The sequence below is a fragment of the Cohnella caldifontis genome (genome assembly GCF_029360585.1).
GTDB lineage: Bacteria > Bacillota > Bacilli > Paenibacillales > Paenibacillaceae > Cohnella > Cohnella caldifontis.
This window is the reverse complement of record NZ_JAQZSJ010000016.1, coordinates 123,489-136,614: the sequence shown is the minus strand read 5'-3', so window position 1 is coordinate 136,614 and position 13,126 is coordinate 123,489. Positions and strand designations below refer to the sequence as shown.

Below are 13,126 nucleotides of genomic sequence, written 5' to 3'. Positions count from 1 at the left end.
CGAATGTAAATATTTACACCAATATACATTTTCAAGAAACAGACGCGCTGATGTCAGTGTTTATGCAACGCCAGTGAAAAAAGTTACATAAAAACATCGCTATGACGGGAATCCGGCAGAGTTATGTAAAAAAGTTACATAAAAGCATCGCTGTGACGGGAATCCGGCAGAGTTAGGTAAAAAAGTTACATAAAAACATCGCGGTGACGGGAATCCGGCTGAGTTATGTAATAAAGTTACATAAAGCATTACGGCACCATGATTCGGTCTGATATCCCGAACCCATTACGCCAGACGGTCCTAAGTTGGGTTCTCTTTCAATGGACTTGCTGAGCATTCTCAGAGAAGCATGAGCAAGAGTTGAAGCTGGAAAAGCATGACGAAAAAAGCTTCCCTCTCGGTCAGACCGGTCACTCGGTCTCGCGTCAGAAAGGGAAGCTTTTACGTCATTCGAAACGTCTGCTATGCATGAATACAGTACCGATTACGCCCGGATTGTTTGGCCTCGTACATCGCGGCATCCGCTTCGCGAAGCACGGTCTCGAGGTCGGGGATGTCCTCGCGGACGATCCTGACGCCGACGCTGGCGGTTAAATCGTATAACGTCCCGTTCAATCGAATCGGTTCGTTTAGCGCTTTCACGACGGCATCCGCGACGCCCGTCACCGACTCCTCGTTCGTGACAGGATCGAGCAGGATGAAAAATTCGTCTCCCCCGACCCGCCCGATCGAGGCGGAGTAGGGGAGTGCCCGTTTCAACCGATCCGCGACGGTCCGCAGCATCTCGTCTCCCGCGGCGTGGCCAAACGTATCGTTCACCGTCTTAAAATGATCCAAATCGAGGACGAATACGCAGAACGCGCCGCGACGAACCGCATGCCCCTCCATTTTTCCGCTCAATATTTCCATGAACCGTCTCCGGTTCAGCAAACCCGTCAAAGAGTCCTGATAAGCCAATTCCGTCAGCTTGCGCTCCGTCTCTTTTTGCTGGGTGATGTCTTTGTTGGTGATGAATCTCCAGAAATGCCCTTCCACTTCGATATAGTCCATTTTCGTTTCCACGATCATTTCCCGGCCCGACCGATTGCGGATGCGGGATTCCAACTCCAGAGGTTGTCGATTCCGAATGGAGCGGGCGAAAATCTCGTATTGGCTCTTGTCCATCAGGGTAACCATATCGTCCAAAAGTATGCCTTTCCAGCTTTTGTCCCCCTCCGAATAGCCTAACATTCGGGCCGCCGTCGGATTGATCTCCACCATTCTGCCTTGATGGTCAAGCAGGAAAATGCCGTTCGACGACCAATCGAAGAGCATCTGATACTTCTTGGACGAAGTGGACAGGAAGTCGTAGTTAACCATCGCATGGCGGATGAAAAGCGCGAAAGCCACCACGGCGAAGGAATTCAAAGCCGTCTGCGGAAACATGGGCACATGCTCCCGGAGCGGCTCGTCCAATGCCAACGCGATGAGCACCCAAGCGCAACAGATGACGACGCCGCGCAGGATCAGACGGATCCGATCGCTTTCCCGCCGGCTCGAATCGCTGGACCGGGATTTCCGATAGGCCATCCAGACCATCGCCAGGTACCAGGTCATGGAATAGAGGGAGCAAACGTAGACCAGCAACAATAACTTGGGACCGTGTTGTTCGGATCGGAAGTACGGCCCCGACAGGACGTCGAGATCGCAGCCGGGTAAATAGACAATGAGAGGCGCCAGGCCGGTGAGGGGCAACAAGGCGCAGAGGTGAAACCATATCGGCTGACCGGAGGGTTTGCTCAACGCGCGAAAGAAATACAGCCCGAACGTCATGATGAAAAAACCGCCGGCAAGCTTGAAACGGAAGCCCATGGCGGCGTCTTCCAGCGGAAACATTTGACCGAAATAATCGCCGAGGAACAGAAGGCTGAAGGAGAACATCAGGCCCATCGTAAGCCGATGAAGCCGGTTGCGGGGGTCGCGGAGCAGAACTTCCGCTCCGGTATAGAACAAGAATAGAAAAGGAACGAAGTCGATGATCAAATGAAGGATCGTCATGAGTTTGCTCCATGATGCGCGATGGTTTCGGGATCCAGCAATGACTCACCATAAAAATATCACAACTTTCGGACGATTAATATCCCAAAATATGTCATCCGCGAAATAAAAAACCCCGCTGCCGCCGAGATGAAGCGGCGATGCGAGGTTTGTAGTCAGATAGGAATCGAATGGGATCAGCCGATGAATTCTTGTACCCATTCGCCGTTATAATAAGCGACGCCGATCGAGGTATAGTTGGCGTTCAGGATGTTCGCCCGGTGACCGGAGCTGTTCATCCAGGCCGTCATGACTTCCTGCGGCGTCCGCTGACCCATGGCGATGTTCTCGCCGGCATAACGGTAGCTGATGCCGAACGACTTCATCATGTCGAACGGAGAGCCGTAGGTCGGCGAATTGTGGTCGAAGTAGTTGTTGTTTTTCATGTCCTTGGCTTTCGCCAATGCCATGTTGGCCAGCTGCGAGTTCACGGCCAATGGCTTAAGGCCCGCATTGGCGCGCTCCTGGTTCACCAGCGTAACGACTTGCGAAGCATAGCTGGACGTCGACGTTGAAGTCGAAGGAGACGTCGTTGGCTTGGACGGCGTCGTTGGTTGGGAAGGCGTCGTCGTCGGCTTGGACGGTGCCGTTGTCGTCGGCTTGGACGGTGCCGTTGTCGTCGGCTTAGACGGAGCGGTCGTCGTCGGTTTGGACGGCTGCGTCTGCACCGGGTAGTTGCGGTACAATTGCTGCAGCAAGGCGTTCCAATCGAAATTGCCGCCGGAGGTGTAATAGTAGTACACGTTATATTGTACGGGTGTCGTTGGCGTCGCCGCGGATGCGACGGCCGATCCCAGCGGCGAGACGACTGCCGCGGCCAGCGTGCCTACGGAAATCCATTTGGCTGCTCTTTGAAAACGGTTCTTCACTTGCGGTATTCCTCCCTTTTTTTGCCTGCGAGGTTAGCTGACGGGTTCGGGTCAAAGAGTAGACCCGGCCGCATGCGTGGCATGCGGCTTCACCCCGAAGATGGATCCCCCGCGTCCGATGACGGACTTCGGCTTGGAATGTCTCTAAGTCTAGCAGGTTTCCAGGGAGGGTTCATGCCACAAATGTTGGCATCCGCGCGAACATGCCGGTTTGACGGGGTCGGAAATAAAAGGATCGCCCGAAGCGAATTGGAGTTGCTCCGGGCGATCGTTGGTTAGACGCGATGATTGAGGAAGCGAGCCGCCATCTCCCGGATCTCCTCGGAAGGCTCGACGCCCAGTTCGCTTTCCATCCTGGCGGCGTATTGTCCATACAGAGTCCGAAACGGCTCCGTCTCTCCGTCCTCGGCATACAGCTGCAGAAGCTCCCGGGTCAAATCCTCGTGAAGCGGCGCGGCGGACAAGTAGAAGCGCAGCGTTTCCTTCGCCGACGTCCGGTCCGAGACTCCGAGATAATGCTTGGTCAGCATCCGGCATAACGAGGCAAGCTCCGCGGATACCTCGATCTCCATCCCGACGCTCCACAGGTAATCCTTGCCCGCATATAGGGAGCCGGTGCATGAACGAAGCAGCTTCAAGCCTTCCGCCGCGTTCCGTTCGTCTATGGCGTCCGTACGGTCCATGTAGCTGCGCACCTGCTCCAGATCCGAAAATTCCGGCGGCATTTGCAGCCGATACCCTTCGTTGGTCAGCTGCAGATCCGCTTCGATGCCGGCGTCCTTGAGCGTTTTTTTCAGACGGTACACCGTGTTATGGACGTTATGCAGCCCGCGGTCCTCGTCCAGATCCGGCCAGAGCAGGTCGGCCAGCTGCCACTTGCCTGCCTGCCGCTTGGGATACGCGAGGAAATAGGCGAACAGCTCCTCCGTCTTTCGCGTCGGCCAATTGACCAGGGTTCCGTCCCGCCCCCGCGTCTCGAACGTGCCCAGACACCGGACAAAAGGTCCGCCCTCCGGCTCCCGAACCGGCTGAGGGGCGGACCTGCGCGCGTGGTTTTTGGCGAGCCTGGCCACGATCCGTTCGAGCGCGTCCGGCGTGACCGGCTTGAGCAAATAATCGACCGCGCTCACGCGGAACGCGTCCACCGCGTAGTCCGGATACGCCGTCGTGAACACGATTTGCATCTCATCGTCCAGCGCCTTCAGCTTTTCCGCCAGCTGGATGCCTCCCATCTTCGGCATCTCGACATCCAGAAACGCCGCGTCGGGCTTCAGTTCCGCTGCCCGATCCAGCGCCTCGAGCGGACTTACGAACGCGCCGGCGACTTCCAGCGCGGGATGCCGGCTGACGAGCCTGTCCATCAAGTCCAGGATCGGCTTCTCATCCTCTACGATCATGACGCGTATCAACGGCTCTCCTCCTAACCCTGAGGCGTCGGCGGACATCCGCCGGTCTTTTCGGATTGTAGCACGGCATTCTCCCAGATTTCTCACAAGATCCGCCTCATGCCGATCCCACGGGAATCCGCACGGTTACCCTCGTCCCGCGCCCGGGTACGCTTTCCACCTGCAATTGCGTTCCGTATTCGTACTTCAACCGCTTGTTGATATTGAGGATGCCGACGCCCTGCCGCCCTTCCGTGCCGGTCTCGAGCAATGCCTTCAGGCGGCCGGGTTCGATGCCGACGCCGTCGTCTTCAATGACGAAACGGCAAATTCCCGCCTCCGCGTCGGCTTTCATCCGCACCGTCCCCCCTTCGAAGCGGTCGGCGAAGCCGTGGCGGATCGCGTTTTCCACGAGCGGTTGCAGCAGCAGGGGCGGGATGTTCGCGCCGTACGCCTCTTCGCTGATGTCGTACTCGAACCGGATCCGGTCTTTGAATCTGGCTTTTTCGATCTCGACGTAGGTTTGGATCAAATCGAGCTCTTCCCCGAACGGAACCCGGCTCTCCACGTTGCTGAACCGGAAGCTGCCTCGCAAATAATCGGCCAAATCCATCGTCAATTTCCGCGACCGTTCCTCGTCCGTATAGCTGAGAGAAACGATGCTGTTGAGCACGTTGAACAGAAAATGCGGTTTGATCTGCGATTGCAGGAACGCAACCTCCAGGTCGACCGCTTTGGCCAATGCCTCCTTAAGCGCCAGCAGGCTGCCGATTCTCGCCTTCAGCTCCGCCAGGTCGAACGGTTTCGTCAGGAAATCGTTGGCGCCCGCCTCGAAGGCAGCCACCTTGTCCTGGGGCTGAATGGCCGCCGTGACCATCAATACGGGAAGGTCGAGCAGCGTGTAAGTTTCGCGGATTTTCTGGCACACTTCGTAACCCGATATCCCGGGCATCATGAGGTCCAGGACGACGAGGTCGATTGCCTTGGACGTCGAGAGCTGCTCGAGCGCCTCGTATCCGTTCTTCACCGCGATGACGTTGCATCCGAGGGGTTCCAGCGCATCGATCAGCACTTTCAGGTTCGGGAACTGGTCGTCCACGATCAGGACGGTATGCTTTCCCTTCAAATCCCGGTAATAAGGCGTGGGAAACGAATACTCCGGCTCGATGGCGCCCGCCCGGCTTCCCCGGTTCGCGGCTTCACGCCGGCTCTTGTGTTGGGCGACGGGAAGCGTGAACGTAAACGTCGTCCCGACACCCTTTTCGGAGGTCACCGCGATTTCCCCGTGCTGGAGCTCGACCAGCTGCTTGGCGATGGATAAACCGAGGCCGAAGCCGCTGCGTTCCATTTTCGCGTCCAACGATTTGAAGGCATCGAAAATGTGCGGCAGGTCTTGCGGATCGATGCCTTCGCCCGTATCCTGCACCGAAATTTCGATTTTCCCCCGGTTCTCCGCCGCGGTCACGACGATGCTGCCGCTCGCCGTATGCCGGACGGCGTTGTCCAGCAAATTGCTCATGATCTGGCTGAACCGGCTTTCGTCGGCGAGCGCGTAAGGCAGATGCACCGGCACCCGGTTTTCCAGCCGAATATCGCGATCCGCGCATTGGAACGAGTGGATGCGCACCTGCATTTCGACGACCGAATGGAGATCGATCGGCATCGGATCGACGGTCAACTCTCCTTGTTTGAGCTTGGAGAAATCCAAAATGTCGTAGACAAGCTGCGAGAGCCGGCCCGTAATGCCGGTAATGAGCTGCAGCTTCTCCCGCTGCCGGGCCGTCGGCGGCTGTTCGGCGTCTCCGAGCATCGATTTGGCGATGTTCAGGATGCCGTGGAGCGGAGACTTGAACTCATGCGAGGTCCGTGCCAGGAACTCGTCCTTCAATTTGTCCGATTTGAGCAGTTGTACGGTGAGTTTCTCGATCTGACGATAAGCGTTGGAAAAGCGGAGCGACATAAGGAGGGCCAGCGCCAGCAGGAACAGGAAAGGCTCGAAGGGAGGCACCTGATAGACGGGAACCGCGAAATACACGTTCGAGTTCTGGATGAGCGCATGCGCGTTCAAAGCGATCGCCGCGACGACCAGGTTGAGGCTGCCCTCCACTTTGTGGAAGGCCGCGGTGACGAAAATGTAGACGGCATACAACAAAGGGAATGTAGCGTAGACCGTCGTCAGCAAACGAAACGAAGCCGTATCGATTTGAGGCAGGAAGAGCAGGGACAGAACGATCATGACCGTTCCCGCAGCCCATCCGACCCGGATGAGCCACCTTGTGCAGTAAGTCCGGAACGCCGAGTTCAAATAGAGGAAAAAGCCCAGCCCGGCCCCGAGCGCCGAGAGGGTCTGAATGCGCAGGAACAACCAGAACGGAACGGAATCAGACAGGATATACAGGACCCTCTCGCCCCGCGTGCTCGCGAACAAGGCGAAGAACAGGCAGATCATGCCGAAAAAGATCAGGGAGTCGTCCCTTTTGCGCTGGGAGAACAAGCCGATGAAATACAGCCCCATGATGAGGAAAGAGACGACCGTGATCCAATCGTGCGTCGTCGCTTGGTCGCGCAACCGTGAAATTTGGCCGGAATAGCCCAAGTAAACGGATTCGTTGATGCCGCTGCTCGCGGGCATTTCGAAGTTGGCCGTTTGCACGACGAGATCGTTCCAGCCGGGCTGAAGCTTGAAATAGCCGACGAACGGCCTGTTTTCCGCTCGGTAGGCGGATTTCGACTCCGCCGGTACGCCGCTGCCGCCGATTTCTTTGCCGTTTATGTACACCCGGTTGGCCAGCTGGATCGACGACGTTTTCAGGCCGTAGACGGAATCCCCGTCCGCGACCTTGATCCGAAGCCGATACGTCGCCATGCCGGTCGTGCCCGCTTTCTTGGGCCAAGACCCGGGCACGCGGACGGACTCCGCGGGCGAAGGGCTTCCGGTCTCGGGGGGAGAAGCAAAATCCGCGGGGGACAATAGCCGCTGCGGGTAAAACGTCCATTCCCCGTCCAAGGGAACGATTCCGTCGTCCGCAAACCGCCAGGACGTCAAATCCAGCTGGCCGCCTTCGGCTTTCGGCGTCTGTTTCCCGTTGAAAGAGAAGTAAGCGAAAAAAATCCCGTAAGTCGCCGCCAGGATCGTGAACGTAACGATGAACGCGACCAGCTTTTTCCCCATATTCCCGGTTCTCCCTCATCCGCCGTGCCATGATGTCCTTCTTTTAAGAAAAGTCTATCGGACGCGCGGCGAGATGTCGAGAACTGTCTGAATTTGCGGTTGGAAAAAGTTGCTTTCGTACGGCTCTATCTTCCATTATACACACCGGGTTCTCCCGTCGAAACCGTCCCCGCCTAGGAGCCGGTCGAACGGTAATGCCGCACGCCGAAGCTCCACGCCGCGAGACACGGAAGCAAGAACAGCACGCTTGCCAGCGGCATGACCATGTAGAGGAGCCCGTTACCGTCCGTTTTGCCGAGGACCGACAGCAAAGGCCAATAGCTGACGGCTCCGAACGGGATGACGAAGGTGAAAAAGACGAGCACCCACCTCTCGTAAAGGTGCAACGGGTACTGCGCCATCTCCCTGCCTCCGTCCGTGAAAATATTCGCCACCTCCAGCGCCTGTACCGTCCAAAAGCACATCGTCGCCGCCAGGATGAAAATCCCCGCGAAGACGAGGGCGCCTCCGATCACCATGAACGCCAACGTCGCCGCCTTGACCGCGTTCCACTCCACCTGGAGATTGCCGATCGCGATGCCGAGCACGGCGAAACCCTGAAGCAAACGCCCGAAACGGGTGAACTCGAACTTGGAACCCAGCACTTGGAGAGCCACACTGCGCGGACGGACCAGCAGGCGGTCGAAATCACCCGCGGCGACCAGGCTCGAGAAGGCGTCGAATCCGCGCGCGAAGCACTCCGCGATGGAGAACGCCAGGTGCACGACGCCGAAGCAAAGCGCCGCCTCGTAGAATGTCCATCCCCGGACCTCTCCGAAACGCTCGAACAGGAAGTAGAATCCGGCAAACACGGTAAACGGAATGAAAAACTGCCCGAAGCAGAGCAGCCAGAACGAAGAGGGGTACTGCATCTGCGACCTGAACAGGAGACTCAGATATCGGACGTACAATCGCATGAACGCCTCACCCTCCCTGCACGACGACGCGCCGGAGCGCCCGGTTCAATAGCCATTGGCCGAATAGGACAAGCGCGGCGAACCATGCGAGCTGGACCCCGATTCCCCATGCGGCTTCCCCGATCGGGATATTCCCCGCATAGACCCGAAAAGGAAAATCCGTCGTCCACCGGAACGGAAGGAGATAGGCAACCGTCTGCATCCAGCCCGGCATGAGCGGCACCGGAACGATCATGCCGGCCAGGAATTCCCCCGCCACCGACACCATGAGACTCGAACCGACCGGCGACATCGTCCAGAACACGGAAATATAAATCAGCATGGAGATCGAAACCACGAGGCACAGCCCGATCAGCAGCGCCGCCGCGAACAGCGCGAATGCGGCGGGAGACGCCGGGAGGGGCAGAGCGTACGGGGCAGGCAGGAAGAACACGGCCAGCAGAATGGGAAAGCATCGCAGGACCGCGCCGGAGATCCGGGTGGCGAGAAGCTTGGCGAACCAGAACGCGTACAGCCGGCACGGCCGGCATAACTCGTAGGCGATATTGCCGCTCGTGATCAAAGAGAAGATTTCGGGGTCCCGCAGCCATAGCATGATGAAGGAAAGGAAAATTTGCTGCAGCCAGATATAAGCCGCCACTTCCCGCAGGGAAATCGGCTGCCCCGCGCCTCCCTGGTCATAGAATGCCACGTAGACCATCAGGAAAATGAGGCCGAAGAACAGCTGCGTCAGCACGCCGGCCGCCGCAGCCGCGCGATACTGCATGCCGGCGAGGAAACGGATCTTTCCGATCGCGAGATAGGCGCTCATATCTGATGCTCCCGATATAACCGCAGGATGAGTCCGTCCATCGGATCGTTGCCGTAACGGCTCCGCAAATCGGGCAGATCGCCGTCATAGAGCAACGTTCCTTTGCCGATTAGAAGGATGCGGTTCGCGAGCGCCTCGATGTCGCTCATGTCGTGGGTCGTCAGTATCACCGTGACGCCTTTCTCCCGGTTGATCGTCTTGATGAAATCGCGGACGGCGATTTTGCTCGCGGCATCGAGTCCGATAGTCGGCTCGTCCAGGAACAGGATCCGGGGCTCGTGCAGCAGCGACGCCGCGATCTCGCACCGCATGCGCTGGCCGAGACTGAGCTGCCGGACCGGCGTCCGGACGATGTCGCCAAGATCGAGCGTTTCCGTCAACAAGGCAAGCGTTCGCTGGTAATCCGCCGGAGGAATCTTGTAAATGTGCCGCAGCATTTCGAACGAATCGATAACCGGGACATCCCACCAGAGCTGCGAGCGCTGACCGAAGACCACGCCGATCCGGCGCACGTAGTCCATGCGCTGTTTCCAAGGCGTGTAACCCAGCACGGAGCAGCTGCCTGCCTCCGGCACCAGGATGCCGCACATGATTTTGATCGTGGTCGATTTGCCCGCTCCGTTCGGTCCGATGTAGCCCGCGATATCTCCCTCCCGGATATCGAAGGACACGTTCCGCAGCGCGTCCACGACCGTATGCTCCCGGAAGAACAGCGCTTTGGCCGCCTCCCTGAAGCCCGCGGCGCGTTTGGCCACGCGATACGACTTGCTGATTCCCTCCAGCGCGATCACCGGTATTCTCCCTCCTCTTTAAGCGATTGTTTGAAGGCAGGAAGAAATATATCCAATATTTCCAAATAAGTATAGACTTATCTTTTTCTTCGGTTTATACTATTATCATAAGGAACGAGGATATGTACCTCTGCTTAAAATCTGTCTAAAATACCTATACGCCGACACGTAACGTGTCGGATCGGACTGCCGAGCGATGGCTCGGCAGTCTTTTTATTTATCGTTGCCCTGTACGTACCCGGCTCCATCGTTCACGCGGATTGGACACGCCTCGCTAATGGACACGGCGGACGTTATTTGGAAAATGATCGCCCTTTTCGAATTCTAACGGTCATGGTTGCGCTTATTGCGCAAAAAATCCCGCTTTCCGCGTGGCATGGATTCCAATAAGGTCCGCTCTGTCCGTTAGATAGAAGGAGTGAGCGTTCGCGCGCCAAATAGCGGCCGAGGTGTCCGTTAGGGACAGCAGGAGGAGGGAAGAACGGGCGGAATCGTGAATCCCGCGTTGCTTGGCGCCTCCTAGCGCTTCGTCCTCGCCAGACGCAGGCTGTTCAGCATGACGATCAGCGTCGCGCCCATGTCGGCGAAAATCGCGATCCACAACGTGAGCCAGCCCGGGACGACCAGCAATACGGCGATCAGTTTCACCGCGAGCGCGAAGCCGACATTCTGCTGGATGACCCGCAGCGTCCGGCGGCTGAGCCGGATCGTGTACGGCAGCTTCGCGAGATCGTCTCCCATCAGCGCGATGTCCGCCGTCTCGAGCGCCGTATCCGTGCCAGCGCCGCCCATGGCGACGCCGACCGAAGCCGCCGCCAGCGCCGGCGCGTCGTTGACGCCGTCGCCGACCATCGCGACTTTGCCGTATTCGGCCAGAAGCCGCTTGATCTCCTCGAGCTTCCGTTGCGGCAGGAGTTCCGCCTTCGTACCGTCGACGCCCAACTGGGCGCCGATCGCGGCAGCCGCCGTCCGGTTGTCTCCGGTCAGCATCACCGTTTTCCGGATTCCGGCTTCTTTCAAGCTTCGGATCACCGTACGGCCGCTTGCCCGGACTTGATCCGCCACGGCGAACAAGGCCGCGATCCGCTCTTCCGTTGCGAGCAGCATTACGGTTTTTCCTTGTTGCTGCAGGGCGAGCGTTCGCGATTCCGCTTCCTCGGTCAGCGGAATCCCGAGCTCCCGGAACCAGGCCGGGCTGCCGATCCGATACAAGGCTCCGTTCCAACTTGCCTGGGCGCCTTTCCCCGTCGCCGACAGGAAATCGGACATCTTCCAAACGCCCGGATCGACCGCCATCCGTTCGGCTTGGCGGACGATCGCGGAAGCGAGCGGGTGCAGCGAGTTTTTCTCGATCGCGGCGGCGATTCCCAGCCAATGGCGATCGTCCGTGCCGGACAAGCTGACGATGTCCGTCACCTCGGGAATCCCTTGGGTGAGCGTTCCCGTCTTATCGAAGGCCACGGCCCGCACCCTGCCCATTTCTTCGAGATGGATGCCGCCTTTGATCAGCACGCCGTTACGGGCGGCATTGCCGATCGCCGTCACGACGGCGACGGGGGTGGATACGACCAGCGCGCAAGGGCAGCCGACCACGAGCAAGGCAAGCCCTTCATAGAGCCATTGGCTCCAACTCCCATGCCCTAACAGGGGCGGCAACAGGATCGTGCCCAGCGCGATCAGCAGAATGGCGGGCGTGTAGAATTTCGCGAACTTGTCGATGAACGCCTGCGTCGGGGCTTTTTCCGCCTGCGCTTCCTCCACCATATGGATGATCTTGGCGAGCGTCGTATCTTCCGCCCTTTTCGTGACCTCCGCTTCGAGGAGGCCCTCTTCGTTGAGCGTGCCGGCGTAGACTTCGTCTCCCGGCGCCTTGGCCGCGGGCACGGATTCCCCCGTGATCGCCGCTTCGTCCACCGAGGAGTTCCCCCGGATCACCCTGCCGTCCATCGCCACGCGCTGCCCGGGCTTCAAGATCATGACGTCGCCGACCGAGATTTCTTCCACCGGTACCGTTTTCTCTTCCCCGCCCCGGCGGATCAAGGCTTCCTTAGGCGCCATGTCGATCAAGGAACGGATCGATTTCCGCGCCTTCTCCATGGAGTAAGACTCCAGCCATTCGCTCAAGGCGAACAGTAGCACGACGACGGCTCCTTCTTGCCATTCCCCGATGGCGGCCGCCCCCAGAATGGCGACGGTCATCAGCGTATTCATGTCGAACCGAAGCCGGATAAGGTTGCGAAGTCCCTTCAGGAACAGCGCGTAACCCCCCGCGAGAATCGCAGCCGCGTACAGAAGCGTGCTCGGCCATTCCGCGGTGCCGGCGGACGCGCTTAGCCCCCAGGCCGCAAGCAGCAGCACGGCGGAACCGGAGAAAGAGCGAAACGTATGCCTCCGCCACAACGGCACCTTGATCTCCGATGCATTCCGCCGATCCGGATACACTTGAATGCCGTCGAATGCTCCGGCTTTCTCCAACTGCTCCACGGTCGCCCGGCCGATCACGGTCAGCTTGGAGGCGCCGAAATTGAGGACCGCGTCCTCGACGCCGTCGATTTCCTTCACGTTGCGTTCGAATTGGGCGGCGCAGTTCGCGCACGAGAGTCCTTGCAGCCGGTAAACGCCGCGCGCTTCCGCGCTCCCGCGATCAGACGCCTGCGGCATGCCCGGCACCTTCCTTCGCGTGGGCGACCGCGAGCAGCATGAGCTGCCGGACGTGGTCGTCCTCCAGGGAATAAAACGCCAGCTTGCCTTCCTTGCGGAACTTGGCCAAACCCAAGCTTTTCAGCAGACGCAGATGGTGGGAGGCGTTCGCCAAGGTAGACCCCGTGACATGAGCGACGTCGCAGACGCACAGCTCCGTTTCTTGGCAAAGCGCGTAGGCGATTTTCGCCCGGGTCTCGTCCGCCAAAGCTTTGAACAGAGCCGCCGCCCGGCTGACGCCCGGATCGTTCGCCACGGGCTTAAGTCGCTCCACCTTCTCTTCGTCATAGCAAAACGTTTCGCATACGTCGGGAGATTTCCGCATGGCTCCGCCCCTCGTCATTCAAGTGATGATTTGATCGTTCG

Annotated in this window: 9 protein-coding genes and 1 riboswitch; all 9 genes read right to left on the bottom strand. The window is 58.7% G+C overall.

What is annotated here, in order from left to right; translation table 11 throughout:
- Nucleotides 1-462 precede the first annotated feature (462 nt).
- Nucleotides 463-2,037: a sensor domain-containing diguanylate cyclase gene (locus tag PTZ19_RS19535; RefSeq protein ID WP_276356866.1), complete on the bottom strand. Its 1,575-nt coding sequence runs from the start codon at nucleotides 2,035-2,037 to the stop codon at nucleotides 463-465.
- A gap of 176 nt (nucleotides 2,038-2,213) precedes the next feature.
- Nucleotides 2,214-2,945 carry a CAP domain-containing protein gene (locus PTZ19_RS19530; protein WP_276356864.1) on the bottom strand — a complete coding sequence of 244 codons (732 nt, stop codon included), beginning with the start codon at nucleotides 2,943-2,945 and terminating at the stop codon, nucleotides 2,214-2,216.
- 6 nt (nucleotides 2,946-2,951) lie between these two features.
- Nucleotides 2,952-3,089: riboswitch (cyclic di-AMP (ydaO/yuaA leader) on the bottom strand.
- A 131-nt stretch (nucleotides 3,090-3,220) separates the two neighbouring features.
- Nucleotides 3,221-4,354 (bottom strand): response regulator, encoded by a 1,134-nt coding sequence (locus tag PTZ19_RS19525; RefSeq protein ID WP_276356863.1) that lies wholly within the window; start codon nucleotides 4,352-4,354, stop codon nucleotides 3,221-3,223.
- 94 nt (nucleotides 4,355-4,448) lie between these two features.
- Nucleotides 4,449-7,502, bottom strand: a complete 3,054-nt coding sequence (locus PTZ19_RS19520) for a hybrid sensor histidine kinase/response regulator (protein WP_276356862.1) — start codon at nucleotides 7,500-7,502, stop codon at nucleotides 4,449-4,451.
- A 173-nt stretch (nucleotides 7,503-7,675) separates the two neighbouring features.
- Complete coding sequence (locus tag PTZ19_RS19515) at nucleotides 7,676-8,458, bottom strand: ABC transporter permease (RefSeq protein WP_276356859.1); 783 nt, start codon at nucleotides 8,456-8,458, stop codon at nucleotides 7,676-7,678.
- 7 nt (nucleotides 8,459-8,465) lie between these two features.
- Entirely contained in the window at nucleotides 8,466-9,269 is an 804-nt protein-coding gene (locus PTZ19_RS19510) for an ABC transporter permease (RefSeq protein WP_276356858.1), read from the bottom strand.
- Nucleotides 9,266-10,060, bottom strand: a complete 795-nt coding sequence (locus tag PTZ19_RS19505; RefSeq protein WP_276356857.1) for an ABC transporter ATP-binding protein — start codon at nucleotides 10,058-10,060, stop codon at nucleotides 9,266-9,268. The genes PTZ19_RS19510 and PTZ19_RS19505 overlap by 4 nt, the downstream gene beginning before the upstream one ends.
- A gap of 519 nt (nucleotides 10,061-10,579) precedes the next feature.
- Complete coding sequence (locus PTZ19_RS19500; protein ID WP_276356856.1) at nucleotides 10,580-12,721, bottom strand: heavy metal translocating P-type ATPase; 2,142 nt, start codon at nucleotides 12,719-12,721, stop codon at nucleotides 10,580-10,582.
- A complete protein-coding gene (locus tag PTZ19_RS19495) occupies nucleotides 12,705-13,085 on the bottom strand; it encodes an ArsR/SmtB family transcription factor (protein WP_276356855.1) in 381 nt (126 codons plus the stop codon). Before PTZ19_RS19495 ends, PTZ19_RS19500 begins: the two co-directional genes overlap by 17 nt.
- Between the last annotated feature and the right edge of the window lie 41 nt (nucleotides 13,086-13,126).

Coding starts and splice junctions, on each gene's coding strand:
- PTZ19_RS19535 (WP_276356866.1), bottom strand. CDS start 2,037: ATGACGATCCTTCATTTGATCATCGACTTCGTTCCTTTTCTATTCTTG.
- PTZ19_RS19520 (WP_276356862.1), bottom strand. CDS start 7,502: ATGGGGAAAAAGCTGGTCGCGTTCATCGTTACGTTCACGATCCTGGCG.
- PTZ19_RS19515 (WP_276356859.1), bottom strand. CDS start 8,458: ATGCGATTGTACGTCCGATATCTGAGTCTCCTGTTCAGGTCGCAGATG.
- PTZ19_RS19510 (WP_276356858.1), bottom strand. CDS start 9,269: ATGAGCGCCTATCTCGCGATCGGAAAGATCCGTTTCCTCGCCGGCATG.
- PTZ19_RS19500 (WP_276356856.1), bottom strand. CDS start 12,721: ATGCCGCAGGCGTCTGATCGCGGGAGCGCGGAAGCGCGCGGCGTTTAC.
- PTZ19_RS19495 (WP_276356855.1), bottom strand. CDS start 13,085: ATGCGGAAATCTCCCGACGTATGCGAAACGTTTTGCTATGACGAAGAG.